The 26225-nt window shown below is 69.2% G+C and carries 23 protein-coding genes and 1 pseudogene; 21 read left to right on the top strand and 3 right to left on the bottom strand.

The annotated features are described in order from the left end of the window. Positions 1-3: 3 nt before the first annotated feature. From E0H50_RS15345 to ftsZ, 10 genes and pseudogenes are all read left to right on the top strand, one after another. Entirely contained in the window at positions 4-2283 is a 2280-nt protein-coding gene (locus E0H50_RS15345; protein WP_238150980.1) for a peptidoglycan D,D-transpeptidase FtsI family protein, read from the top strand. 65 nt (positions 2284-2348) lie between these two features. After that, positions 2349-3875, top strand: a complete 1527-nt coding sequence (locus E0H50_RS15340; protein ID WP_131288717.1) for a UDP-N-acetylmuramoyl-L-alanyl-D-glutamate--2,6-diaminopimelate ligase — start codon at positions 2349-2351, stop codon at positions 3873-3875. Then, complete coding sequence (locus E0H50_RS15335; RefSeq protein ID WP_131288715.1) at positions 3872-5263, top strand: UDP-N-acetylmuramoyl-tripeptide--D-alanyl-D-alanine ligase; 1392 nt, start codon at positions 3872-3874, stop codon at positions 5261-5263. The genes E0H50_RS15340 and E0H50_RS15335 overlap by 4 nt, the downstream gene beginning before the upstream one ends. Beyond that, a complete protein-coding gene (mraY, locus tag E0H50_RS15330; protein ID WP_131288713.1) occupies positions 5260-6342 on the top strand; it encodes a phospho-N-acetylmuramoyl-pentapeptide-transferase in 1083 nt (360 codons plus the stop codon). The genes E0H50_RS15335 and mraY overlap by 4 nt, the downstream gene beginning before the upstream one ends. Then, complete coding sequence (gene murD, locus E0H50_RS15325; RefSeq protein ID WP_131288711.1) at positions 6339-7772, top strand: UDP-N-acetylmuramoyl-L-alanine--D-glutamate ligase; 1434 nt, start codon at positions 6339-6341, stop codon at positions 7770-7772. The genes mraY and murD overlap by 4 nt, the downstream gene beginning before the upstream one ends. A gap of 4 nt (positions 7773-7776) precedes the next feature. Further along, positions 7777-9024 carry a putative lipid II flippase FtsW gene (gene ftsW / locus E0H50_RS15320; RefSeq protein WP_131288710.1) on the top strand — a complete coding sequence of 416 codons (1248 nt, stop codon included), beginning with the start codon at positions 7777-7779 and terminating at the stop codon, positions 9022-9024. Positions 9025-9046: 22 nt separating this feature from the next. After that, entirely contained in the window at positions 9047-10147 is a 1101-nt protein-coding gene (gene murG, locus E0H50_RS15315) for an undecaprenyldiphospho-muramoylpentapeptide beta-N-acetylglucosaminyltransferase (protein WP_131288708.1), read from the top strand. Beyond that, positions 10144-11604: a UDP-N-acetylmuramate--L-alanine ligase gene (murC, locus tag E0H50_RS15310; RefSeq protein ID WP_131288706.1), complete on the top strand. Its 1461-nt coding sequence runs from the start codon at positions 10144-10146 to the stop codon at positions 11602-11604. The genes murG and murC overlap by 4 nt, the downstream gene beginning before the upstream one ends. An 18-nt stretch (positions 11605-11622) precedes the next feature. Next, complete coding sequence (locus E0H50_RS15305) at positions 11623-12363, top strand: cell division protein FtsQ/DivIB (protein WP_131288704.1); 741 nt, start codon at positions 11623-11625, stop codon at positions 12361-12363. A 158-nt stretch (positions 12364-12521) separates the two neighbouring features. Continuing rightward, positions 12522-13721 (top strand): annotated as a pseudogene (gene ftsZ, locus E0H50_RS15300) (cell division protein FtsZ); the annotation flags it as partial. A gap of 313 nt (positions 13722-14034) precedes the next feature. On the opposite strand, the gene E0H50_RS15295 reads toward ftsZ, so the two are convergent. Further along, a complete protein-coding gene (locus tag E0H50_RS15295; protein ID WP_131288700.1) occupies positions 14035-14556 on the bottom strand; it encodes an ArsR/SmtB family transcription factor in 522 nt (173 codons plus the stop codon). Positions 14557-14613: 57 nt separating this feature from the next. Between E0H50_RS15295 and E0H50_RS15290 the strand changes: the two genes are divergently transcribed. The 6 genes from E0H50_RS15290 to E0H50_RS15265 all read left to right on the top strand — a co-directional run bounded on the left by E0H50_RS15290 (position 14614) and on the right by E0H50_RS15265 (position 18840). After that, the gene (locus tag E0H50_RS15290; protein WP_131288698.1) at positions 14614-15516 is read left to right on the top strand and encodes a S41 family peptidase; all 903 of its coding nucleotides are present in this window, start codon (positions 14614-14616) and stop codon (positions 15514-15516) included. A gap of 9 nt (positions 15517-15525) precedes the next feature. Beyond that, positions 15526-16254 (top strand): peptidoglycan editing factor PgeF, encoded by a 729-nt coding sequence (gene pgeF, locus E0H50_RS15285; protein ID WP_131288696.1) that lies wholly within the window; start codon positions 15526-15528, stop codon positions 16252-16254. Continuing rightward, a complete protein-coding gene (locus E0H50_RS15280; protein ID WP_131288694.1) occupies positions 16251-16964 on the top strand; it encodes a YggS family pyridoxal phosphate-dependent enzyme in 714 nt (237 codons plus the stop codon). Before pgeF ends, E0H50_RS15280 begins: the two co-directional genes overlap by 4 nt. Positions 16965-17044: 80 nt before the next feature. Next, positions 17045-17611, top strand: coding sequence for a cell division protein SepF (locus E0H50_RS15275; protein ID WP_131288692.1), 567 nt, complete (start codon positions 17045-17047; stop codon positions 17609-17611). Positions 17612-17649: 38 nt separating this feature from the next. Continuing rightward, positions 17650-17955 carry a YggT family protein gene (locus E0H50_RS15270; RefSeq protein WP_130379857.1) on the top strand — a complete coding sequence of 102 codons (306 nt, stop codon included), beginning with the start codon at positions 17650-17652 and terminating at the stop codon, positions 17953-17955. 135 nt (positions 17956-18090) lie between these two features. Next, positions 18091-18840, top strand: coding sequence for a DivIVA domain-containing protein (locus E0H50_RS15265; RefSeq protein WP_131288690.1), 750 nt, complete (start codon positions 18091-18093; stop codon positions 18838-18840). Between the two features lie 95 nt (positions 18841-18935). Here E0H50_RS15265 and E0H50_RS42960 read toward each other — a convergent pair whose 3' ends face one another. Together E0H50_RS42960 and ileS are read right to left on the bottom strand one after the other, a co-directional pair. Beyond that, positions 18936-19109 carry a hypothetical protein gene (locus E0H50_RS42960; protein WP_165547151.1) on the bottom strand — a complete coding sequence of 58 codons (174 nt, stop codon included), beginning with the start codon at positions 19107-19109 and terminating at the stop codon, positions 18936-18938. 287 nt (positions 19110-19396) lie between these two features. Continuing rightward, on the bottom strand, positions 19397-22540 hold the full coding sequence (gene ileS, locus E0H50_RS15260) for an isoleucine--tRNA ligase (RefSeq protein ID WP_131288688.1): 3144 nt from the start codon (positions 22538-22540) through the stop codon (positions 19397-19399). A gap of 279 nt (positions 22541-22819) precedes the next feature. On the opposite strand from ileS, the gene E0H50_RS15255 reads away from it, so the two are divergent. The 5 genes from E0H50_RS15255 (at position 22820) to E0H50_RS15235 (ending at position 26096) form a co-directional block, all read left to right on the top strand. Beyond that, the gene (locus E0H50_RS15255) at positions 22820-23095 is read left to right on the top strand and encodes a DUF167 domain-containing protein (RefSeq protein WP_131288686.1); all 276 of its coding nucleotides are present in this window, start codon (positions 22820-22822) and stop codon (positions 23093-23095) included. A gap of 187 nt (positions 23096-23282) precedes the next feature. After that, a complete protein-coding gene (locus E0H50_RS15250; protein ID WP_131288684.1) occupies positions 23283-23969 on the top strand; it encodes a TraR/DksA family transcriptional regulator in 687 nt (228 codons plus the stop codon). Beyond that, positions 23942-24553 (top strand): signal peptidase II, encoded by a 612-nt coding sequence (lspA, locus tag E0H50_RS15245; RefSeq protein ID WP_131288682.1) that lies wholly within the window; start codon positions 23942-23944, stop codon positions 24551-24553. Before E0H50_RS15250 ends, lspA begins: the two co-directional genes overlap by 28 nt. 32 nt (positions 24554-24585) lie before the next feature. Further along, positions 24586-25494 carry an RluA family pseudouridine synthase gene (locus E0H50_RS15240; protein WP_131289580.1) on the top strand — a complete coding sequence of 303 codons (909 nt, stop codon included), beginning with the start codon at positions 24586-24588 and terminating at the stop codon, positions 25492-25494. Beyond that, positions 25491-26096, top strand: coding sequence for a Type 1 glutamine amidotransferase-like domain-containing protein (locus E0H50_RS15235; RefSeq protein WP_131288680.1), 606 nt, complete (start codon positions 25491-25493; stop codon positions 26094-26096). Before E0H50_RS15240 ends, E0H50_RS15235 begins: the two co-directional genes overlap by 4 nt. The last annotated feature ends 129 nt before the right edge of the window (positions 26097-26225 follow it).

Raw genomic sequence — 26225 nt, 5'->3', positions numbered from 1 at the left:
CGGATGACGGACCGACGGGGAAACGAGCCGCCGCCACGAAAGCGTGGTGCCGCACCGGGCCGGGGTAACCCGCCCAGCAAGGCTCAGCCCCGTCGTCCATCCGCTACGGACAGTGCTCGCAGCACCCCGCAACGCCCCGAATCCACCCGCGAACGCCTCCTCCGCAAAGCGCGCGAGGAGCAGGAGCGCGCGCAGGCGGCGGCACCGCGCCCGGTGAAGAAGGCGGCCGCGAAACGGCCGCCGGCGCCGCGCAAGCAGGCTCCGTCGAAGACCGCAGCCCAGACCGCAGCCCAGACCGCGGCAAAGAAGACCGCGGCAAAGAAGACAGCCGCCAAGAAGACAGCCGCCAGGAAGACCGGTGAGCGACCGGTCAAGAAGAGCGCTGTGAAGAAGAGCGCGGTGAAGAAGGGCTCCGGGAGGAAGCGGCCGCCGCAGAATCGGCCGGCGCCGCGGCCGAAGAAGCGGAAGCTGAGGAAGGCGCCGCGGATGTTGCGGCTCGGGCGGCCGGCGTTGCGGCTGCGGATGACGTTCGGGGTGATGGCGTTCGTGCTGTCGCTGTTCGCCGGGCGGCTGGTGCTGCTCCAGGGCGTGGACCCGGACAGCTACGCGCAGGCGGCGGCCACGGAGAACGCGGCCAAGTACACCCTGCACGCGAACCGCGGCACCATCGAGGACCGCAACGGCGTCGAGCTGGCGGTCACCGAGGACGCGGTCGCGATCACCGCGGACCCGCAGCAGACCAAGCCGGTGGCGCAGCAGCTGGCCGCGATCCTGGCCCCGAAGCTGCCCGGGACGACGACCGCGAAGCTGGTCGCCGCGATGTCCGGCACCGGCCGCTTCACGTACCTCGCGCGCCAGGTGAGCCCGACGGTCTGGACCACGATCCAGACCGAGATCAAGGCCGCGAACGTCCCGATCGCCGAGCAGAACAAGGGCAAGCCGACGGAGCAGCAGGCCCCTTTGCTGGCCGGTCTCTACACCGAGGAAGACCCGATCCGCAGTCATCCGAACGGCAGCATCGCCGCGACCGTGGTCGGTGTGACCGGGGCCGACGGCAAGGGCCTGTCCGGGCTGGAGTACGGCCTGAACGACAAGCTGTCCGGCAAGGACGGCCAGGCGATGTACGAGGTCGATGCCAAGGGCAACAAGATCCCGAACGCGAACCACACGGTGCAGGAGCCGAAGCCCGGTCTGGGCGTCCAGCTGACCCTGGACACCGACCTGCAGTATGTCGCGCAGAAGCGGATCGAGGCGGCGGTGAAGCAGTACAAGGCCAGCTCCGGCACGGTGGTCGTGATGGACGTGAAGTCCGGCGAGCTGATGGCGATGGCGAACTACCCGACGTTCGACCCGAACAAGAAGTACACGTCGTCCGACCTGAACAACCCGGCGCTGGAGCGCAGCTACGAGCCGGGCTCGGTGCAGAAGGTGGTCACGATGGCCGCTCTCGCCGACGCCGGGATCATCGACCTGAACACCAAGCTGCAGGTCCCCGGCAGCATCGACGTGCAGCGCCGGATCATCAAGGACCACTGGGCGCACGACACGATGAACCTGACCATCTCCGGGGTGATCGCGAAGTCGTCGAACGTCGGCACGATCATGGCCGCGCAGAAGATGCCGATCCCGCAGTTCGTGAAGTATCTGCACGACTTCGGCTTCGGCGAGCCCACCGGGCTGAACTTCCCGGGTGAGACCAAGGGTCTGCTGACTCCGGGTGACGAGTGGCCCGAGCTGACCCGGTCGAACGTCGCGTTCGGCCAGGGCCTGTCGGTGAACGCCGTCCAGGAGACCGCCGCGGTGAACGCGGTCGCGAACGGCGGCGTCTACGTGCCCCCCAAGCTGGTCCGCAACTACATCGACGCGAACGGCGCCACGATCCCGAACCAGACCGCGCCGCCCCGCCGGGTGGTCAGCGAGAAGGCCGCCAAGGAGGTCGCGACCATGATGGAGGCGGTGACCGCGAAGAAGGGCACCGCGCCGCAGGCCGCGATCGACGGCTACCTGGTGGCCGGCAAGACCGGTACCGCGCAGCAGGTCGTTCCGGGGACCGGCAAGTACGGCGCCTGGGCGACTTCTTTCGCCGGATTCGCTCCTGCAGACAACCCACGGTTCGTGACGTACGTCGTACTGCACGATCCCCAGGGTGCCCGGGGTGGTGGTCTCCAAGGAGGACCGGTGTTCCGAGACGTGATGAGCTACGCGCTGCAGAAGTACGTCGTCCCGCCGACCGGGGCGCAACAGCCGAACATCCCGCTGACCTGGTCCTCAGCGAAGCGGTGACGGCCAGGCTGGTGACGCAGGGTCAGGTAGGAGTCACGGGGTCCGGAGCGGTAGCCTCAGGGCCCGTGTCCACCCCTACCGCCGCCGGCGGCGCGGTCGCAGCGATCAGGCCCCGGCACGTCGTGCCGGTCGGCCTCGCCGACCTCGCGAGCGCCGCACATGTTCCGGCCCCGGCACCGTCGCCGGTGACCGTGACCGGCGTTTCCCTCGACTCGCGTTCCATCCTCCCCGGCGACCTGTACGCCGCTCTGCCCGGAGCGGTCACGCACGGCGCGGAGTTCGTGGCGAAAGCCCAGCAGGCGGGCGCGGTCGCCGTACTGACCGACCCGGCCGGCGCGGACCGCGCGGCGGCAACCGGGCTCCCGGTCCTGGTCGCCGACCGGCCGCGGAGCGTCCTCGGCGCGATCGCGTCCCGGATCTACGGCGAGCCGACCAGTGCGCTGCGGCTGCTCGGCGTGACCGGCACCAACGGGAAGACCACCACCAGCTTCCTGCTGGATTCAGTACTGCGGGAACTCGGTCCGACGGCGCTCATCGGGACGATTCAGACGCGTATCGGCGACGAGGTCGTGAAGAGCGTCCGGACCACGCCGGAGGCCACCGACCTGCAGGCGCTGTTCGCGGTGATGCGGGAGCAGGCCGTCGCGTGGTGCTCGATGGAGGTGTCCAGCCACGCGCTGGCGATGGGTCGCGTCGACGGGGCGCGGTTCGCGGTCGCCGGGTTCCTGAACCTGACGCAGGACCATCTGGATTTCCACAAGACGTTCGAGGAGTACTTCCAGGCGAAGGCCTCGTTGTTCACCCCGGAGCGGTGTGATGTCGCGGTGGTGACGATCGACGACGAGTACGGGCGCCGGCTCGCCGCGCAGACCGTCGTACCGCTGGTCACGGTGTCGACGAAGGGTGACGCGGACTGGACGGTCGCGAGCCGGCACCGGTCCGAGCACGGTACGACGGTGCTGGACATTCAAGGGCCTGGCGAGACGCTGACCGTGGAGATCGGGCTGCCGGGTGACTTCAACGTCGCCAACGCGCTGCTCGCCACGGCGATGCTTCGGCAGGTCGGCGTACCCGCTGAGAAGATCGCGGCCGGGTTGCGGACCGCCGCCGTACCTGGGCGGATGGAGACGTTCACCCGTGCGGACGGGCTGGCGGTGATCGTGGACTACGCGCACACGCCGGATGCGGTCGCGCTGGCGCTGCGGGCCGCGCGGACGGCGACCAAGGGCCGGTTGTTCGCGGTCGTCGGCTGCGGCGGTGACCGGGACCCGGGGAAGCGGCCCGCGATGGGCGCCGAGGCGGCCAGAGCCGCGGACGTCGTGATCGTCACCGACGACAACCCGCGCAGCGAGGACCCGGCCGCGATCCGCGCCGCCGCGCTCGCGGGAGCCCGCGAGGCCGTTCCGGGCGCCGACCTGCACGAGATCGGCGACCGCCGGCAGGCGATCGCGTCCGCGATCGAGCTGGCCGGGCCGGGCGACACCGTCGTCGTCCTCGGCAAGGGTCATGAGACGGGCCAGGACGTCGGCGGTGTGATCCACCCGTTCGACGACCGCGAAACTGTGCGTGAGCTGTTGGAGGCAGACCGGTGATCCCTGTCAGTTGCGGCGAGATCGCCGACGCCGTCCGAGGTGAGCTCGTGGGCGTCGAGCCCACGGCGGTCGTGGACGGCGCGGTAACGATCGACTCTCGAGCCGCAGGACCAGGTGGACTGTTCGTCGCCCTGCCCGGTGAACGCGTCGACGGCCACGACTTCGTCGGTACGGCGACCGCGGCCGGCGTCACCGTCTCGCTCACCACGCGGCCGATCGAGGGCAGCCCGTGCATCGTCGTCGACGACGCGCAGCGGGCGCTCGGCGATCTGGCGCGGTTCGTCATCGGCAAGCTGCCCGAGCTGACCGTGATCGCGCTGACCGGTTCGTCGGGCAAGACCAGCACCAAGGACCTGATCGGCCAGCTGATCAGCCCGTACGGCGAGACCGTGGTGCCGGAAGGCTCGTTCAACAACGAGATCGGGCACCCGCTGACCGCGCTGCAGGCGACCGCGTCGACGAAGTACCTGATCGCCGAGATGGGGGTGCGGAGCCTGGGGGACATCACCTACCTGACCGGGATCACGCCGCCGCGGGTCGGCCTGGTGCTGAACGTCGGCACGTCGCACATCGGCAAGCTCGGGTCCCAGGACAACATCGCGCTGGCCAAGGGCGAGATGATCGAGGCGGTCAGGCCGGGCGGCATCGCGATCGTGAACGCCGACGATCATCGGGTCGCGGCGATGCGCAGCCGGACCCAGGAGCGGGTGCTGACCTTCGGCGAGGCACCGGAGGCCGAGATCCGGGCCACCGACGTGAAGATCGACGGCGAGGGACGGCCCGCGTTCACGCTGCGGATCGGCGACTTCGGCGCACCGGTCCAGTTGCAGTTCATCGGCGAGCACTACGTCTCGAACGCGCTGGCCGCCGCCGCGGTCGGCACCGCGATCGGCCTGACCCCCGAGCAGATCGCCGACGGCCTCAACCTCGCCGTACCGGTGTCCGCGGCGCGGATGCAGCTGACCGAGCGGCCGGACGGCGTGACGATCATCAACGACGCGTTCAACGCGAACCCGGAGTCGACCCGCGCGGCCCTGAAGTCGCTGGCCGCCATCGGCCGGTCGCGCGGTGCGCGGACCTGGGCGGTGCTCGGCGAGATGCTGGAGCTGGGCGAAACCTCCGCCGACGAGCACGACGCGATCGGGCGGCTGGCCGTCCGGCTGGACGTGAACCGGCTGCTCGTGGTCGGCGCGGGCGCGAAACCGATCCACCTCGGCGCCTCCCTGGAAGGTTCGTGGGGCAACGAGTCCGCCTTCGTCGAGACCATCCCGGAGGCGCTGGAGCTGCTGCGCGACGAGCTGCGCGCGGGTGACGTCGTCCTGGTGAAGTCGTCGAAGGCGGCGAAACTGCGCAGCCTCGCCGACGCGCTGGTGGAGGACGCCCAGTGATCTCGATCCTGTTCGGCGGCGCCGTCGCGATGGTGCTGACGCTGCTCGGCACCCGGTACGCGATCAAGTGGCTGGCCAAACGCGGCTACGGCCAGGAGATCCGCGACGACGGCGTGAAGTCCCACCAGATCAAGCGCGGTACGCCGACCATGGGCGGCTTCGTGTTCATCCTCGCGACCATCGTCGGGTACTTCGCGGCGAAGCTGTTCACGATGACGCCGCCGAGCGCCTCGGCGATCCTGGTGCTGTTCCTGTTCGCCGGGATGGGCGCGGTCGGCTTCCTGGACGACTTCATCAAGATCTTCCGGCAGCGCAGCCTCGGCCTGCGCAGCAAGGCGAAACTGGCCGGCCAGACGCTGGTCGCGGTGATCTTCGCGGTGCTCGCGCTGCAGTTCCCGGACGAGCGCGGGCAGCGGCCGGCGTCGCCGTTCATCTCGTTCATCCGCGACATCGGCTGGCTCGAGCTGCCGGTGATCCTGGTGATCATCTGGATCCTGCTGCTGATCGCCGGCATGTCGAACGGCGTGAACCTCGCCGACGGCCTGGACGGTCTGGCCACCGGCGCGTCGATGATGGTGTTCGGCGCCTACACACTGATCTGCATCTGGCAGTTCAACCAGAGCTGCGCCACCGCGCAGGGCGTCGGCGCGAAGTGTTACGAAGTACGGGATCCGCACGATCTGGCGGTGGTCGCGGCCTCGCTGACCGGCGCGCTGTTCGGGTTCCTGTGGTGGAACGCGTCGCCGGCGAAGATCTTCATGGGCGACACCGGGTCGCTGGGACTCGGCGGTGCGCTGGCCGGGATGGCCGTGATGACCCGGACCGAGCTGCTGGTGCTGCTGCTCGGCGGCCTGTTCGTCGTCATCACCGCCTCGGTCATCCTGCAGGTCGGCTACTTCAAGATCACCAAACAGGCCACCGGTGTCGGCAAACGATTGTTCCTGATCGCGCCGTTGCACCACCACTTCGAGATGCTCGGCTGGGAACAGGTGAACGTGGTGATCCGCTTCTGGATCATCCAAGGCCTGTTCGTGGTGATCGGACTCGGGGTCTTCTACGCGGAATGGGTGACCGGATGAGTCTCGAGACCCGCACTGACGACGGCTGGACGACGACCCGGTTCGTCGTGCTCGGCTTCGGTACGGCGGGCTACGCCTGCGCCGACTCCCTGATCCAGGCCGGCGCCGAGCACCTCGTCGTCCTCGACGACCGGGACACCGAGGCGCTCCGCGAGAAGGCGCAGATCCTCGAGACGCTCGGCGCCACGATCACCCTCGGCCCGGGCAGCACGACGGAACTCCCGAAGGACGTCGACGTCGTCGTGACGTCGCCCGGCGTACCGCCGCACGCGCCGCTGCTCGCGCAGGCCGCCGAGCGGGACGTGCCGATCTGGAGCGAGATCGAACTGGCCTGGCGGCTGCGCGACCCGGCCAACGCCGCGCCGTGGCTGTGCATCACCGGCACGAACGGCAAGACGACGACCGTGCAGATGCTGACCGCGATCCTGCAGGCGGCCGGTCACCGGGCCGTTGCCGCGGGCAACGTCGGCCTGCCGCTGCTCGAGGCCGTGATGGACCCCGAGCCGTACGACGTGATCGCGGTCGAGCTCTCGTCGTACCAGCTGCACTTCACGCACTCGATGTCGGCGCACTCGGCCGCCGTCCTGAACATCGCGCCGGACCACGTCGACTGGCACGGTTCGCTCGAGGCGTACGCGCAGGACAAGGGCCGGATCTTCGAGAACTGCCAGGTCGCGTGCGTGTACAACGTCGCGGACCCGGCCACCGAGCACCTGGTCGAGGAAGCCGACGTGATCGAGGGCTGCCGCGCGATCGGTTTCACCCTCGGTACGCCGGGACTCTCGATGCTCGGCCTCGTGGACGACCTGCTCGTCGACCGCGCGTTCGTCGAGCAGCGCCAGACGTCGGCGCTGGAGCTGGCATCGATCAACGACGTGACGCCGCCTGCACCGCACAACGTGGCGAACGCGTTGGCGGCCGCGGCGCTGGCGCGCGCGTTCGGCGTACCGGCGACCGCGGTCCGCGCCGGGCTGCGCGGGTTCCGGCCCGACAAGCACCGGATCGCGCACGTCGCGGAGGTTGCCGGGGTCAACTATGTCGACGACTCGAAGGCCACCAACCCGCATGCCGCGCAGGCGTCGCTGCTGGCCTACGAGCACGTGGTGTGGATCGCCGGCGGCCAGGCCAAGGGCGCGACGTTCGACGAGCTGGTGATCGCGGCCCGCAAGCGTTTGCGTGCGGTCGTCCTGCTGGGGCAGGACAAGGACGTGATCGCGCAAGCTCTGCAGCGACACGCACCGGATGTCCAAAGGATCGTCGTCGAGTCAACGGACACTGGAGCCATGGAGATCGTGGTGGGGGAGGCGGCGAAGCTCGCACAGGTGGGTGACACCGTGCTGCTCGCGCCCGGCTGCGCTTCCTGGGACATGTTCGCCAACTACGGAGCCCGCGGCGACGCGTTCGCCGAAGCCGTACGCCGACTGGGGTGATCGCGTGACGTCGATCGCCGATCAGCCGGAGAAGAAGCAGAGCAGCGAACGCGCCTGGATCGCGGCGATCAAGGACGTGCTCGACCGGCCGCTGACGTCGTACCACATCGTGCTCGGCGCCACCGGTCTGCTGCTGGTGCTCGGCCTGATGATGGTGCTGTCGGCGTCCAGCGTGCTCTCGCTGCGCGTCAACGGGAACAGCTACACGATCTTCGTCCGGCAGCTGATCTGGGTCGGCGTCGGGCTGCCGATGGCGTACGTCGCCTCGCGGATGACGCCGCGGCACTTCCGGATGCTCGCCTACGTCGCGCTGCTCGGTTCGATGTTCCTGCTGGTCCTGACCTACATCCCGGGTCTCGGCGTGGGCGTCAACGGCAACACCAACTGGCTGAACCTCGGCGGGCCGCTGCAGATCCAGCCGAGTGAGTTCGCCAAGCTGGCGATGGTGATGTGGTGCGCGGACCTCTATGCGCGCAAGGAGAAACTGCTCACCCAGTGGAAGCATCTGCTGGTCCCGATGGTGCCGGTTTGTGGTCTGGTGATCGCGCTGGTGGTCGGGCAGCACGACCTCGGTACGGCGCTGGTGCTGATGGCCGTGATGATCGGCATGATCTGGATCGTCGGCGCGCCGACCCGGCTGTTCGTCGCCACCATCGCAGTGGTCGGCACGGTCGCGGCGTACTTCGTGAACGCGGAGAAGTACCGCCTCGACCGGGTGACGTCGTTCCTGGACCCGTTCGCCAATCCGACCACCGTCGGCTGGCAGGCGTACCACTCGTTCTACGCGCTCTCGACCGGCGGCTGGTGGGGCGTCGGGATCGGTAACAGCCGGCAGAAGTGGAGCAACCTGCCGGAGGCGCACACCGACTTCATCTTCTCGGTGATCGGTGAGGAGCTCGGCCTGGTCGGGTCGCTCACCGTCCTCGCCCTGTTCCTCACCCTGGCCTACGCCGGGGTGCGGATCGCGACCCGGAACACCGAGCCGTTCGTCCGCTATGCGGCGGCCGGGATCACCATCTGGATCATGGCGCAGACGCTGGTCAACCTCGGCGCCGTGATCGGACTGCTACCCATCGTGGGTATCCCGCTCCCGCTTTTGTCGTACGGTGGTTCCGCACTGCTGCCGACGCTGATCGCGATCGGCATGCTGCTGTCCTTCGCGAAGGCCGAGCCCGGCGCGCAGGCCGCCCTGAAAGAGACCCGGCGACCTCGTTTCGGCTGGTTGCCTTCGCGGCGTATGTCGTACAAATGAACCCGCGGGAGCGTTGAAAGCTGTGCCCAGCATCGTTCTGGCCGGTGGCGGTAGCGCCGGTCACACCTCACCCCTGATCGCCACCGCAGACGCCCTGCGCCGGATCGACCCGACGATCGAGATCATCGCCCTCGGCACCGAGCGCGGCCTCGAGACCCGCGTGATCCCCGAGGCGGGGTACCGGCTGGAGCTGATCCCGCCGGTACCGCTGCCGCGCAAGCCCACGCCTGCGCTCTTGGCTGTTCCCGGGAAGCTGCTGTCCTCGGTCAGCGCGGCCCGGAAGGTGCTCGACGAGGCCAAGGCCGACGTGCTGGTCGGCTTCGGCGGCTACGTCTCCACCCCGGCGTACGTCGCCGCCTGGCGGCGGAAGACCCCGATCGTGGTGCACGAGGGCAACGCGGTCCCGGGGATCGCCAACAAGTTCGCCGCCCGGTACTGCACCGAGCACGTGAAGACGTCGTTCCCGGGCACCGAGCTGCCGCACGCCGAGTACGTCGGCCTGCCGATCCGGCGGGCGATCTCGACGCTGGACCGGGCCGCGCTGCGCGCCGAGGCCCGGCGGTTCTTCGGCCTCGACCCGGACGCGCCGACACTGTTCGTGACCGGCGGCTCACAGGGCGCCCAGCGGATCAACGAGTCGGTCTCGGGCGCCGCCGCGGACCTGCAGGCGGCCGGGATCCAGGTGCTGCACGCGATCGGCCCGAAGAACACCCTCGAGATGCCCCGTGAAATTGCAGAGACCGGACCGCTGCCGTACGTCGTCCTGAACTACGTCGACCGGATGGACCTCGCGTACGCCGCCGCGGACCTCGTGGTCTGCCGCTCGGGCGCGAACACGGTCACCGAGGTGTCCGGCGTCGGCCTGCCCGCGATCTACGTTCCGCTGCCGATCGGTAACGGTGAGCAAAGACTGAACGCGAAGCCGGTGGTCGACGTGGGTGGAGGTGTGCTGATCGACAACGCCGAGCTGTCCGTGGACTGGGTGCGCGCCAACGTGCCGCAACTTCTGCTCGACCGCGAGCGTCTGACAGCCATGTCCACAGCTGCGACCGGTGTGATCCGGACCGACGCCGACGACCGATTGGCGCGGATCATCCTCGATGTGGTGAGGTCTGCGTCGTGATCGTGACCGCACCTGACACGCTGCTACCGGCCGAGAAGCTGGGCAGGGTGCACTTCGTAGGCATCGGCGGCGCCGGGATGTCCGGGATCGCCCGGATCATGGCGTCGCGCGGGATCGAGGTGTCCGGCTCGGACGCCAAGGACGGCAAGGTGCTCGCCGCGCTCCGCGCGCTCGGCGCGACCTGCTGGGTCGGCCACGCCGGCGAGCACGTGAAGGACGCCGACACCGTGGTGGTGTCGACCGCGATCCGCGAGACCAACCCCGAGGTGGTCGCCGCCCGCGCGGCCGGGATCCCGATCCTGCCGCGGGCCGCCGCGCTCGCCTCGGTGATGGTCGGCCGCCGGACCCTCGCGGTCGCGGGCACCCACGGCAAGACCACGACCACGTCGATGCTGACGGTCGCGCTGCAGCACTGCGGAGCGGACCCGTCGTACGCGATCGGCGGCAACCTGAACGAGTCCGGGTCGAACGCCCACGACGGCACCGGCGACCTGTTCGTCGCCGAGGCGGACGAGTCGGACAAGTCGTTCCTGACCTACGCGCCCGAGGTGTCGATCGTCACATCGGTCGAGCCGGACCACCTCGACAACTACGGCGACGAGGCCAGCTACCGGAAGGCGTTCGAGGAGTTCTGCGGACGGGTCCTGCCCGGCGGTTTCATGGTGATCTGCCAGGACGACGCGGGCGCCCGGACGCTGGCGTCGTACGCGCGGGACCGCGGGATCGACGTCCGGACGTACGGCGAGGCCGAGGACGCGGACCTGCATGTCACCGAGATCACCGCGACCGGGGCGACGCAGTCGTTCGTGCCGGTGTACCGCGGCCGCAAGCTGCCGGTCGTGCAGCTGCAGCAGGCCGGGAAGCACAACGCGCTGAACGCGTCGGCGGCCCTGACCGTCGGACTCGGGCTCGGGTTCTCCGCGGCCGACCTGGCCGAGGGGCTGGCGTCGTTCACGGGTACCGGCCGGCGGTTCGAGTTCAAGGGTCTCGAGGACGGCGTGCGGGTCTTCGACTCGTACGCGCACCACCCGACCGAGCTCGCCGTCGACCTGACCGCGGCCCGCCAGGTGGCGGGGGAGGGGCGCGTGATCGCGTGCTTCCAGCCGCACCTGTTCAGCCGGACCCGGATCTTCGCCACCGAGTTCTCCGAGGCGCTGGCCCTGGCCGACGAGGTCGTGGTGATGGACGTGTTCGCGGCCCGCGAGGACCCGGAGCCCGGTGTCACCGGCGCCCTGATCGCGAACCACGTGCCGCTGAAGCCCGAGCAGGTGCGGTTCGAGCCGTCGTGGTCCGCCGTACCGCAGCTGGTCGCGGATCTCGCGCAGGCGGGCGACCTGGTGGTGACCCTGGGCGCGGGCGACGTGACGCTGATCGGGCCGGAAGTCGTTGGTTTGCTGGCCGAACGCAGCCTCACCCGCGAGCCTGCGCCGGAGGTCCTCGCTCCTGTGGTGGAGTAATTGCGTGGGGTTTGTTGAATGAGTCAGAGCGTCGATCTGGCGCGGGCACAGCAGAAGTTCGCGCGCCGGCAACGGCTGGTGCGGTGGCGGAGCTGGTTGCCCTGGGCCATCGGCGGCGGGCTGGTCGTGCTGGCCGGCCTGGTCGTCTGGCTGTTCTACTTCTCCTCCGCGTTCGCGGTCTCCGGGGTCCGGATCAGCGGTGCCGACACGGTGCCGGTGGCAACGATCGAACAGACCGCGGCCGCGCCGGCCGGGACGCCGCTGGCCAAGGTCGACCTGCGGTCGATCGCGGCCCGGGTGCGGACGATCCCGGCGGTCGCGGACGCGCAGGTGACGCGGGCGTGGCCGCGCAAGATCGTGATCGTCGTCACCGAACGGGTCCCGGTCGTGGTGGTAACCGACGGCTCGCGGTACGAGCTGGTGGACGCCACCGGTACGTCGTACCGCACGGTGCCGAACCGGCCGGCCGGGCTGCCGGAGGCGAAGGTGACCGGGGTCCGGCGCGACGTAACGATCCACTCGGTGGTGACGGTGTCGGCGTCCCTCCCGGACTCGCTGCGGGCGCAGGTGGGGTCGATCTCGGCAGCGTCGCCGGACTCGATCACCCTGAACCTGAGCTCCGGCGTGAAGGTCGTTTGGGGTAGTTCCGATGACAGCGAGCGCAAGGCCGAGGTACTGAGCGTGCTGATGAAGCGGCAGGCGAAGGTGTACGACGTCTCGGCGCCCGATCTCCCTGTCACCAAAGGCGAAAAGCGGTAACGCGTCACATGTGAGACGTGCGGCGAGGCGCGTGGATTTTGGCTGGAAGCGTCCCGTATCGTGCGGCGTAATCTAAAGTTGACATAAGTCTAAGCATGTACTTGAGGTTCAGTCTTTTCGCTGGACAACGGGAAAGCAACGAGGCGAGAGGCGCGGACGTGGCGGCACCGCAGAACTACCTGGCACTCATCAAGGTCGTCGGCATCGGCGGAGGCGGCGTGAACGCCGTCAACCGGATGATCGAGCACGGTCTGAAGGGCGTTGAGTTCATCGCCATCAACACCGACGCGCAGGCGTTGCTGATGAGCGACGCGGACGTCAAGCTCGACATCGGCCGCGAGGAGACCCGCGGCCTGGGCGCCGGTGCGAACCCGGCGATCGGCCAGAAGGCCGCGGAGGACCACGCCGAGGAGATCGAGGAGGCGCTGAAGGGCGCCGACATGGTCTTCGTCACCGCCGGCGAGGGCGGCGGCACCGGCACCGGCGGCGCGCCCGTGGTGGCGCGGATCGCCCGGTCGCTGGGTGCGCTGACCATCGGTGTCGTGACCCGGCCGTTCTCGTTCGAGGGCAAGCGCCGCGCCACCCAGGCCGAGGACGGGATCGCCACCCTCCGCGAGGAGGTGGACACGCTGATCGTCATCCCGAACGACCGGCTGCTGACCATCTCCGACCGCGCCGTGTCCGTGCTGGACGCGTTCAAGCAGGCCGACCAGGTGCTGCTGCAGGGTGTTTCCGGTATCACCGATCTGATCACCACGCCCGGCCTGATCAACGTGGACTTCGCCGACGTCAAGGCGGTCATGTCGAACGCCGGCTCCGCGCTGATGGGCATCGGCTCGTCGCGCGGCGAGGACCGCGCGGTCGCGGCCGCCGAGGCCGCCATCTCCTCACCGTTGCTGGAGGCAAGTATCGAGGGCGCGCACGGTGTCCTGCTCTCGATCGCCGGCGGATCCGACCTCGGCCTGTTCGAGATCAACGAGGCGGCCCAGCTGGTCTCGGAGTCCGCGCACTCGGACGCGAACATCATCTTCGGCGCGGTCATCGACGACGCCCTCGGCGACGAGGTCCGGGTCACCGTGATCGCGGCCGGATTCGACGGCGGGATGCCGAAGCGCCGCGAACAGGCGATGAACCAGGCCCGGCCGCAGTCGTCCCGCCCGCCGTCCCAGAACTACTCGTCGCCGATGTCCGGCGGCACGACCCCGCCGCCGGCCCAGCAGTCCGGCCAGCCGAGCGTGGCCCAGCCGCCCGCGCAGCCTGCTCCGCAGCAGCCCGCGCCGACCCCTCAGGCGTCTGCGCAGCCGCCGGTCGCAACCCAGCCTGCCCAGTCCGCTCCTGCGGCTCCGGCCCAGCAGCCCGCACCGTCGTCTCCCCAGAGCACTCCGACCGACAACACGGTCCCGGTGCCCGCTCCGACCGAGCCGCGGCCCGGAGCAGGGACGACGAACTCCGCACGCCCGCAGGCAGGTGACGGCGTCCGCACCGTGCAGTCCGGCCAGCAGTCGGCCCAGCCGGCTCCGCACACCCCGGCATCCCCGTCGACAGGGCACTCCTGGCCGACACACGGCCCGAGCAGCGCCGGCGGTCAGAGCGCCCAGCCGAGCCAGCCGGCCAAGCCGAAGAAGCCGGAGCCCGAGGAAGACCTCGACATCCCGGACTTCCTGAAGTAGGTCAGCTGTCCTCGCCGGCCGTCGTGGTCTGGCGAGGACGGTAGACGGACACGACCACGCCGTACCGCGACTCTCCAGGGCCCGCGTCGGCGAGATCGTCGGCCATCTGCTGCAGCGTCGCGGTGAGTTTCTCCGCCTGCGCCGCGGTCAGCCGGAGGTTCCGGACGGTGAACATCGGATCGTCGGCGGTCTCCAGGTCGGCCGCGACTGCCTGCAGCGCGACGGTGTTGTTCGCCCGCGCGCCTTCACCGGTGAACCCGAATCGCCGTACCGACCGCCGGTAGTACTGCTCGGTCCCGCCCCGCACCTGCCGCGTCTCGGCCACGTGCACCATTCCCGCGTCGCGGAGCACGCCCAGGTGATGGGCGACGTTGCCTTTCGCCGTCCCGAGTGCAGCGGCCAGCTGGCTGATCGTGGCCGCCTCCTGCCCGAGTGCGAACAGCAAGCGGTGCCGCAGCGGGTGCCCGAGCGCCTTGAACTGCGCGGCGCTGGACACGTCCAGGTGATCGATGATCTCGCCCATGAGTAAAGCGTCGAGATTTCTTGACACTTTGTCAATCCGCCTGCTGTACTCCCGGTCATGCACACCGAAGAGATCAGGACCGTCATCGGACGGCTGGGCGCGTTGGTCGCCGAGCACTACGTCTTTCCCGAGGTCGGCGCCGAGGTCGCGCACCGGCTCGCCGCAGCAACCGCCGAGGGCCGGTACGACGACCTTCAGGCGCCGGAGCAGCTGGCGGAGCGCGTCACGACCGACCTGCAGCTCGGCAACCGCGACAAGCACCTGCGACTCAAGTTCCACCCCGACGGGCCGCCGGACGAGACGGACCCGGTGGCCGAGGAAGCGCATTGGCGCCGTCGGGCCGAGCTCGACGCAGGCGGGATGGCGCGCGTCGAGCGGCTCGACGGCAACATCGGGCTGCTCGAGATCCGGCCGTTGCTGTATCCGCCCACCTTCGCCGGCGACGCGGTCACGGCCGCGCTGTCGCTGCTCGCGTCGGCCGACGCGTTGATCATCGATCTGCGGCGCTGCCTCGGGGGATCGCCCGACCAGGTCGCGTTGGTCTGCAGCTACCTGCTCGACTCCGACGAGCCCGTCCATCTGCAGGATCTGGTCGAGGCCGACGGTACGACGCGTCAGTTCTGGACGCTGCCCTTCGTGCCGGGCCCGCGGTTCGACGGCGGCAAGCCGATCTGGGTGCTGACCAGCTCGGCGACGTTCTCGGGCGGCGAGGAACTGGCCTACAACCTGCAGCAGTTCAAGCGCGGGACGATCGTCGGCGAGCGGACGCTCGGCGGAGCCCACCCGCGCCGTGGGTTCAAGCTGCACGAGCACCTCGAGGCGTCGGTGCCCGTGGCGCGTTCCGTGCACTCGGTCACCGGGACCAACTGGGAGGGCGTCGGCGTCGTTCCCGACGTCGACGTCCCCGCGGCCGACGCCTTCACCGAGGCCTACCGCCGCGCGACGGCTGCCGCTGGGTAATCTTCAGTCGTGTTCGGCTATGACGAGGTCCTTTCCGCCGCCCGGGTCGCCTTCACCGATCGGTTCGGGGGCGCCAGCAAAGCGCCGTACGGCGAGTTGAATCTGGGCAGCGCCTCGGGGCCGGACGTCGACGGCGTGATCGCCAACTTCGGGCTGATCGCGGCCGAGTTCGGGGTGCCCGTGGAGAACGTGGTGCGGGTCAGCCAGGTGCACGGTCGTGACGTGCACCTCGTCCGGCCCGGCGACGAACTTCCCACCCAGCCGATGCCGAAGGCCGACGGTCTGGTGACGACGCGGTCCGATGTCGTGCTGGCCGTTCGCGCGGCCGACTGCCTGCCGGTGCTGCTGGCCGGCGACGGCGTGATCGGCGCCGCGCACTCCGGCCGCAAGGGCATGTACGTCGGCATCGTCCCGGCGACCGTCGACGCGATGCGGGAACTCGGCGCCTCGACGATCACCGCCGTCCTCGGACCGTATGCCTGCGGGAACTGCTACGAGGTCCCCGACGAGATGCGGGCCGAGGTCGCGGAGCGGGTCCCGGCGTCGTACTCCGAGACGAGCTGGGGGACGCCCGCGATCGACGTGGCCGCCGGGGTGAAGGCGCAACTGGCCGAGCTCGGTGTCGACGTGGTCGATGCGACCGCCTGCACGATCGAGTCCGAGAACCTGTACTCGTACCGCCGCGAAGGCCCGGAGAGCGGGCGGATGGCCGGGCTGATCAAGCTGGTCGCACCGTGAGGACACGGACCGACGAACTCCGCGCCAATCTGGTGCAGGTGCAGGAGCGGATCGAGAAGGCCTGTCAGGCGGCCGGGAGGGCCCGGGACGAGGTCACCCTCGTGGCGATCACCAAAACCTTCCCAGTCAGCGACGTACGGGCGCTCGCGGGCCTCGGGATCCAGGACGTCGGGGAGAACCGGGAGCAGGAGCTCAAGTCCAAGGCGCCGGAGTGCCCGGAGCTCAGCTGGCACTTCGTCGGTCAGCTGCAGTCGAAGAAGTCCCGTTCGATCGCGCGGTACGCGTCGGTCGTGCACTCGGTCGACCGGTCGGCACTCGTCGAGGCGCTGTCGAAGGCCGCGGTCGCCGAGGAGAAGACGCTGCGGTGCCTGATCCAGGTGAGTCTCGCGGCGTACGGAACCGCGGACGCGGCGACCGGCGCGAGCCGGGGCGGTGTCGCTCCTGCCGACGTACCGGACCTGGCTGCGCAGATCGCGGTCGCCGACGGGCTCGAGCTCGGGGGAGTGATGGCCGTCGCACCCCTCGGTGCGGACCCCGAGAAAGCCTTCGCCGGGCTGCGTGAAGTAGCGTCGCGACTACGCTCCGAACACGCCGGCGCGGACTGGATCTCGGCCGGGATGACCGGCGATCTGGAGGCCGCGATCAAGCACGGTGCGACACACGTGCGGCTCGGGCGTGCATTACTCGGTACGCGCTCCCCGCTGGGTTAGTGTCGACATCGAGCGGGTTTGCTTCCGGCTCACTGTTGTCGATGGGTTGTCGCTGAACCGGATCGAGGTGCTGGAGGGCCATGAGCGGCGCACTGCGCAAGATGGGTGTGTACCTCGGCTTGGTCGAGGACGGGGAGCGCTACAACGCGCGGTACGACGACGAGTACGACGACTACGACGAGTACGAGGACGAAGCCGTCGACGGGGACTCCCACGAGACCGAGCCGGTACCCGCCGGCCGGGAGAGCCGCGAGCCTCGCACCGAGCCCCAGTTCCAGGGCCGCGAGGACCGTCAGGACCAGAGCGGCGCCACGGTCAGCAAGTTCCCAGACCGGCGCGGTGTCGCGTCGTCCCCGGAGGTTACCGAGTTGGCCCGCATCACCACCGTGCACCCGCGCAGCTACAACGAGGCGCGCGTCATCGGTGAGCACTTCCGCGACGGCACGCCCGTCATCATGAACCTGACCGAGATGGACCACTCCGACGCCAAGCGGCTGGTGGACTTCGCGGCCGGCCTGATCTTCTGCTGCCGGGGCTCGATCGAGCGGATCACCACCAAGGTGTTCCTGGTCTGCCCACCGAACGTGACGGTGGCCGCCGAGGAGAAGGAAAAGATCGCTGCCGACGGGTTCTACAACCAGAGCTGAGGCCGGCCCTTCCGCCGTCTTCTACACTCGTTGTCGACATGGATGCTCTAGCGCTCGTCCTCATCGTTCTGTACTGGGTACTGCTCGCCTTCTTCTTGGTGCTGGTGGCACGGTTCGTACTCAGTCTGATCGTCATGTTCGCTCCGCAGTGGCACCCCAAGGGGCCGCTGCTGCTGTTCTTCGAGCTGATCTACTCGATCACGGACCCGTTCCTGAAGCCGCTGCGGCGGATCCTGCCCCCGATCGGGGCCGGCGGGATCCGGATCGACCTGTCGATGCTGATGCTGTTCGTGATGGTGTCGGTGGCGATGGCGATCAACTCGACGGCCCTTCGATCGTTGTAAGGGTGAGGACCGCGAAGACTGGGTAGATAGAGCCCGGATTCCGTCATAAGACAACGAAGCGATAACGTGATCTACTGAGTCGCCAAGGCGAGGGCCACGGGGACTCCGCCAAGACACAGACAAACGAGGTGAAAGATGCCGCTGACGCCGGATGACGTCCGCTCGAAGCAGTTCACGCCCGTCCGACTACGGGAGGGCTACGACGTCACAGAGGTCGACTCCTTCCTCGACGAGGTGGAAGCCGAGCTCGAGCGACTTCTCGCCGAGAACGAGGAGCTGCGGGCCAAGCTCGCGGCGGCTCAGCGCGCTGGTGCTGACCAGCAGCGCCCGGTCGACCAGACCGCCGCGCTGCCGCCAGTCGTGCAGCAGCCGAAGCCCCCGGTCGTGGTCGAGAAGCCCGAGGAGAAGCCGCCGGTGGTGGCGCCTCCGACCGCGGCTGCGGCGGCCGGCACCGTCGGTGACGCCTCCAGCTCCGCGGTGCGGCTGCTGGAGATGGCCACCAAGCACTCCGACGACCTGGTCCAGGAGGCGAAGGACACCGCCGACAAGATCATCGGCGAGGCCCGCGCCAAGGCGGAGCGCCTGGAGAACGAGGCCCGCGGCAAGGCCGACCGGATGACCGGCGAGGCCCGCGCCCGCGCCGAGAAGCTCGACGGCGAGATCGCCGAGCGGCGCGCGCAGATGCTCGGCACGCTGGAGAAGCAGAAGGGTCAGCTCGAGCGCACGATCGACGACCTGCACGCTTACGAGCGTGAGTACCGCAGCCGCCTGAAGACGTACTTCACCGAGCAGCTGAAGGCGCTCGGCAACGGCGACGACACGCTCAGCCCGCGCAACGGCTTCCGGCCGGAGGCGCGTGCGCAGGCGCACGGTCACGGCGTCTAAAAACCTCTGCTGAAGGGGCGGTGCTTTCCGGCAGCACCGCCTCTTCGGCATGTCTGGCCACGTTTGACTGAGGGTCCTGTCCCGGTGACAGGCTGTCAGGGCCAGACCGAATGAACCTTGCGGCCGCTGAGTGTCTCGACCTCGGCCAGCCGCAGCCGGTACGGCGTCAGCCGTAGGAGCGAGGGTGATTCCCCGGCAGGACCATCGGGGAACACACTCCAGAAGTCGTAGCCGAGTGGTGCGGGAGCGTCCCGGTACAGCTCCCACACTCGTTGCCGGGTCGCGGCATCCGTGACCCACCCGCCTCGCAGTCCGCGACGGCCACCTCACGACCGGGCTCCCAGCAGCCGCAGCTCACGTACGCGCCACCGACCCATGCCCCACTGACCCAGGTCCCACCTCCGCCCGGCCGCCGAGCCCCATTTGCCTGGTCGACCCATGAAATGGGGGGTTTGTGACCCTGGTTACGGGTCACAAACCCCCCATTTGCTGGGTCAGCCAGCCAAATTGGTGGGTCAGCCAGGCAAATGGGGACGGGCGGGGTGGGGGGTGGGGGTTAGGCCTTCGTGAGCCAGTAGGTGAGTTGGAGGTCCTCTTCGGTGCCTTCGGCAACGTCGGTGGACTCCGACGGGGCGGACTGGGTGAGTTCGACGGCGAGGACCTCGCGGGCGATCTCGTCGGCGTGTTTGCCGAGGGCATCGGTCAGCTCGGCGTCGGTCGAGGTGAGCCAGACCCGGATCCGGTCCGACACCTCGAGGCCGGCGTTCTTCCGGGCCTCCTGCAGGGTGCGGACGACCTCGCGGGCCAGCCCGGCCTGCTTGAGCTCCGGCGTGACCTCGAGGTCGAGGGCAACGGTCTCGCCCTGCTCGTTGACCACCGACCAGCCTTCCTTCGGCCGCTCGGACACCAGCACCTCGGCCGCGCTCACCTCGACGTCGGAGCCGTCGACCACAACGGTCGCCGTCCCCGACTCCTTCAGCGCGGCGGCCAGCGCGCCGGCGTCGGCAGCGGCGATCGCCGCCGCGACCACCGGGGTCTGCTTGGCGAACCGCTTGCCGAGCTCCCGGAAGTTGCCCTTGGCAGAGAACTCGACCAGGTCCGCCCCCGCCGAGGACAGCGGCGCGACCGTGCCCACGTTGAGCTCGTCGGCGATCTCCTGCAGCAGTTCGGCCGACAGGTCCGCGATCGCGGCCGACCCGACCAGCGCGCGCGCCAGCGGCTGCCGCGTCTTCACCTTCGCCTCCGCCCGCGCGGACCGGCCGAGCTCGACGACCCGGCGCGCCATCGACACGTGCTGCGCCAGTACGTCGTCGATCAGCGTCTCGTCGTACGTCGGGAAGCTCGTCAGGTGCACCGATTCGGGCAGGCCGGACGTGACCGGGCGGAACACGTCCTGCCAGACCCGCTCGGTGACGAACGGCGTCAGCGGCGCCATCACCCGGGTGAGGACCTCGAGCGTCTCGTGCAGGGTGGCCAGCGCGCTCGAGTCACCGGACCAGAACCGGCGGCGGGAACGGCGGACGTACCAGTTCGAGAGCACGTCGACGAACGAGTTGATCAGCAGACCGAGCCGCTGGGTGTCGTACGCGGCGTAGGCCTCGTCGGTGTCCCGGACCAGCCGGTGCGTCTCGCTGACCAGCCAGCGGTCGAGCACAGAGCGGTCGGCGACAACCGGCGCGTCGGCGGGGGACCAGTCGGCGAGCCGGGCGTAGAGCGCGTGGAACGCGACCGTGTTCCAGTAGGTGAGCAGCACCTTCCGGACGATCTCGTTGAGCACGTTCGGCCCGATGCCGCGCGCCTTCCACGGCGACCCGGACGCGGCCATGAACCAGCGCACCGCGTCCGCGCTGTGGTTGTCCATCAGCGGGATCGGCTCCAGGATGTTGCCCAGGTGCTTGGACATCTTCCGGCCGTCCTCGGCGAGGATGTGCCCGAGGCAGACGACGTTGCGGTACGACGACTCGTCGAACACCAGCGTGCCGATCGCCATCAGCGTGTAGAACCAGCCGCGGGTCTGGTCGATCGCCTCGGCGATGAAGTCCGCCGGGTAGGTCTCCTCGAACTTCTCCTTCGACCCCTCCACCCACGGGTAGCCCCACTGCGCGAACGGCATCGAGCCCGAGTCGTACCAGGCGTCGATGACCTCGGGCACGCGGCGCGCCTCGGCGCCACAGGTCGGGCAGTCGAAGGTGATGTCGTCGACGTACGGCCGGTGCGGGTCGGTCGCGCTCAGGTCGCGGCCGGCCAGTTCGCCGAGCTCTGCCAGCGACCCGACGCACACCTGGTGGTCCTCACCGCAGCGCCAGATCGGCAGCGGCGTACCCCAGTAGCGCGAGCGGGAGACGGCCCAGTCGATGTTGTTGCGCAGCCAGTCGCCGTACCGGCCCCACTTGACCGAGTCCGGGTACCAGTTGGTCTTCTCGTTCTCGCGGAGCAGGGCGTCCTTCACCTGGGTAGTGCGGATGTACCAGGAGGGGAGCGCGTAGTACATGACCGGCGTGTGGCAGCGCCAGCAGTGCGGGTACGGGTGCTCGTACGGCACGTGCTTGAACAGCAGACCGCGGTCCTTCAGGTCCCTGACCAGCGTCTCGTCGGACTTCTTGAAGAACTGCCCGCCGACCAGCGGTACCTCGGCGTTGAAGTGACCGCTCGCGTCCACCGGGTTCACCACCGGCAGGTTGTACGCCCGGCCCACCGCGAGGTCGTCCGCGCCGAACGCGGGGGACTGGTGCACCAGACCGGTGCCGTCCTCGGTGGTGACGTAGTCCGCGAGTACGACGTAGTGCGCCGGCTCGTCGAACGGTACGAGCTCGAACGGCCGCTGGTACGTCCACCGCTCCATCTCGCGACCGCCGTACTCACCGGTGACCGTCCAGCCCTCACCGAGCCGGTCCAGCAGTGGCTTGGCGACCACCAGCGACTCGGTGCCGTCGGTGGCGACGACGTACTCGACCTCCGGGTGGACGGCGACCGCGGTGTTCGACACGAGGGTCCACGGGGTCGTCGTCCAGACCAGGAGCGACGCCTGGCCGGCCAGCGGCCCCGAGGTGAGCGGGAAGCGGACGTAGACCGACGGGTCGACGACGGTCTCGTACCCCTGGGCGAGCTCGTGGTCGGACAGGCCGGTGCCGCAGCGCGGGCAGTACGGCGTGATCCGGTAGTCCTCGACCAGCAGGCCCTTGTCGTGGATCTGCTTGAGCGACCACCAGACCGACTGGACGTACTCCGGGTCCATCGTCTTGTACGGGTGCTCGAGGTCGACCCAGTAGCCCATCCGGACGGTGAGCTCGTTGAACGCGTCGACGTGCCGCAGCACGGACTCACGGCATTTGGCGTTGAACTCGGCGATGCCGTACGCCTCGATGTCGTTCTTGCCGTTGAAGCCGAGCTCCTTCTCGACCGCGACCTCGACCGGGAGGCCGTGGCAGTCCCAGCCGGCCTTGCGCTCGACCCAGAAGCCCTTCATGGTCCGGTAGCGCGGGAACACGTCCTTGAAGACGCGGGCCTCGATGTGGTGGGTGCCGGGCATGCCGTTCGCGGTCGGCGGACCCTCGGAGAACGTCCACGGCTGACCGCCGGCGGACTGCTCGAGGCTCTTGGCGAAGGTGTCGTGCTCGTCCCAGAGGGTGAGCACCTCGCGCTCGAGCGCGGGGAAGTCGACCTGGGCGGGAACCTGCCGCCAGGGGGTGTTTGCCGCCATGTTGTGCGTCCTTCGTCGCGTCCTGCTTGCTGGACGAGGGACGAAGCGCCAGGTTTGTCACCCGGCTACCGCGCGGTACCACCCTCCTTGGCGACCCGGAGTGCGGTCACCCACTTCCTTAACGACACGCTGCCGGTTCTAATGGGTCCCTACGGACTGTTCTTCCGGCGGCTCCGGGGTGATGGCCCCATCACTGCCTTGCGGTTCGTGGTCATCAGTGTACGGCGTCGTACGAGCTGACTACGAATCGTTAATCAGTGGTCAAGGGAGAATTCGGGGATGAGAATTCTCGTGCGGGTGAAGCCGGGGGCTTCCAGGACCGCGGTCGGCGGCCGGTACGACGGTCCGTCGGGGCCGGCGCTGGTGGTCGCGGTGGCAGCTCGTGCGGTGCAGGGACAGGCGACGAAGGCTGTCCTGACGGCGGTCGCGGCGGAGTTCGGCGTACGGCGTTCCGCGGTGACACTGGTACGTGGTTCGACCAGCAGGGACAAGCTGGTCGAGATCGAGGGGGAGGCGAACGACATCCGGGCGCGGCTCGAGCGATTGCTCGGCTGACCAGGGACTGTTACGGACAGTGATGTCCGCAATGCGGTTGTGACGCGCAGAACATCGAGCGGGCTTGAAGAACCGACTACCGTATGTCCACGGTCTGCGCGTCGGACTGGCACGCGGTGTTCGCGTGGCCTACTGTCTTGCGACCAGTCCGCTTCAGTCTCCGACGGAAGGCAGGGGGTAGCTGACCATGGCTACATCGGCACGGAAGAAGTCCGCCCCCCAACGTTCTGCCGCGGCCAAGAAGAGCGCCGCCGCCAAGCAGTCCGAACCGGTCCAGAAGACGACGGCTCGCAACGGTGCGGCGAAGACCTCGCCGGCCAAGAAGACCTCCGCGGTGAAGAAGTCGTCAGCGACCACCGCGGCCAAGAAGACAGCGGCTAAGACCCCTGCCAAGAAAGCTCCGACGAAGAGGGTGGCCATGAAGACGAACGAGAACAGGACCCCGGCGACGGCGCCGGCGAAGTCCGCTGCACACACGGCCGAGACCTTCAAGGTGAAGCCGGGTGAGGACCCGTGGACCGCTGCCGAGCTGGCCGAGCTGCGCGCGGAGCTGGAGGGTGAGGTCGAGCACCTCAAGCAGGAGATCAAGGACGCCGAGCAGGAGATCGCTGGCCTGTTCCGGGACGGCAGCGACGGCGCCGGCAACGACCAGGCGGACGTCGGCTCCACGACCCTCGAGCGGTACCACGAGCTGACGCTGGCCAACAACGCCCGCGACATGCTCAACCAGATCGAGTTCGCGCTGACCCGGATCGACGACGGCACGTACGGCGTCTGCGACAACTGCGGCAACGCGATCGGCAAGGGTCGGCTGCAGGCGTTCCCGCGTGCGACACTGTGCGTCTCATGCAAAGAACGCCAGGAACGCCGCTGAACGACCCCACCTCGTCCGACCAGGTGGAGGACGAAGCCACACCGGAACCGGCCGACGACCCGTCGGCCGGTTCTCCGTCGTCCCCGTCACACCGGTCGTGGAAGTGGACTGTGTTGTTCGGTGGGGTTGGGCTGGTGGTCCTGTTCCTGGATCAGCTGACCAAGGCGCTGGCTCTGGCGCATCTGACGCCGGGTGAGCCGGTCGATGTGATCGGGTCGCTGCTCAAGTTCAACCTGATCCGGAACTCCGGTGCCGCGTTCAGCCTGGGTGCGGGCTACACGCCATACATCAGCGCGATCCAGATCGCGGTGGCGCTCGGGGTGGTGTACCTGTCCCGCAAGCTCCGGTCGGTGGGCTGGGCGGTTGCGTTCGGCCTGCTGTTCGGTGGTGCGGTCGGGAACATCCTGGACCGCATCTTCCGGGAGCCGTCGCCGTTCCACGGGCATGTGGTCGACTTCCTGCAGACCCCGCACTGGGCGATCTTCAACGTCGCGGACATGGCCGTGACGTCGGCCGCCGTACTGCTGGTGATCCAGACCCTGCGCGGCATCAGGCTCGACGGCACCCGGGAGCACCGGCGGTGACATCGGGGACATCAGGGAGCTCCCGGACCGTGATGGTGCCCGACGGTCTCGCGGGCGAGCGGCTGGACGCGGCGCTGTCGCGCCTGTTCGGCGTGTCCCGGACGAAGGCGGCCGAGCTGATCGAGTCCGGCCTGGTCCAGGTGGACGGGGCCACGGCGCCGAAGTCGTCCCGGGTCGCGGCCGGTGTCCTGCTCGACGTCGAGCTGCCGGCGCCGCCGTCCGAGGTGACCGTCGTACCGGAGACCGTCGACAACCTGCGGATCGTGTACGACGACGACGAGATCGTGGTCGTGGACAAGCCGGTCGGCGTCGCCGCGCACCCGTCGCCGGGATGGACCGGCCCGACCGTGATCGGGCACCTGGCCGGCGCGGGCTTCGCCATCTCCACCAGCGGCGCTGCCGAGCGCAAGGGCATCGTGCACCGGCTCGACGTCGGGACGTCCGGGCTGATGGTGGTCGCGAAGACGGAGTACGCGTACACCGTCCTGAAGCGCGCCTTCAAGGAGCGCACGGTCAAGAAGATCTACCACGCGCTGGTGCAGGGCCATCCCGACCCCTTCACCGGTACGGTCGACGCGCCGATCGACCGGCACCCGCACCACGACTACAAGTTCGGCGTGGTGGCCGGCGGCAAGCCGAGCATCACGCACTACGAGACCCTGGAGGCGTTCCGGTACGGGACCCTCCTGGAGATCACCCTCGAGACCGGGCGCACCCACCAGATCCGCGTCCACATGTCCGCGATCGGCCACCCGTGCTGCGGCGACCTCACGTACGGCGCCGACCCGGTCCTCGCGGAACGCCTCGGCCTGACCCGCCAGTGGCTGCACGCAATGCGCCTCGGCTTCACCCACCCGGGCACGGGCGAGTACGTCGAGTTCACCTCGAAGTATCCCGACGACCTGGAGCACGCCATCGACCTGCTCGTCGACGCCCAGTGAAGCTGTACCTCTCGTCCTTCCGCCTCGGCGACCACCCGGAACACCTGGTCGCCCTGCTGCCACGCAACCCGAACGTCGCGGTGATCTGCAACGCGATCGACGCGGAGGACCCGGCCGTCCGTGCGGAGAAGGTCGCCGAGGAGATCCGGTGGCTGACCGAGCTGGGGCTTCGCGCCGAGGAGCTGGACCTGCGCGTGACCGCCGACTTCGACGGGTACGACGGCCTGTGGGTCCGCGGCGGCAACGTCTTCGTCCTCCGCGCCGCGATGTCCCGCTCCGGCGCCGACCGTACCCTTCCCAACCTGATCAGGTTGGAGCAGCTCGTGTACGCCGGCTACAGCGCCGGGCCGTGCGTCCTGGCGCCGAGCCTCCGCGGGCTCGAACTGTGCGATGACGTCACCGCCGTCGACGGCGACGTCATCTGGGCCGGTCTCGGCGTCCTCGACCACGCGATCGTCCCGCACCTCGACTCACCCGGTCATCCCGAGACCGAACTGCTCGCCGGCGTCGCCGAGTTGTACGAGCGGACCGCCGTACCGCACCTCAAGATGCGCGACGGCCAGGCGCTCGCCGTCGACGGCGAGCGCCGCGAACTGGTGTGAATCTGGTTCGGTCCACGCCCGGATAGCGGGCGGTGGACGGCGTGTCGGTGAGCCGGTTCAGAACTGTCCACGGGCCCGCATAGGCTGTAGCGGTTCATCTGAATCGCGCCCTGGGAGGTCTGCGTCGAT

The sequence above is a fragment of the Kribbella sindirgiensis genome (genome assembly GCF_004331435.1).
Taxonomy (GTDB): Bacteria; Actinomycetota; Actinomycetes; order Propionibacteriales; family Kribbellaceae; genus Kribbella; species Kribbella sindirgiensis.
This window is presented reverse-complemented; position numbering and strand designations above follow the sequence as displayed.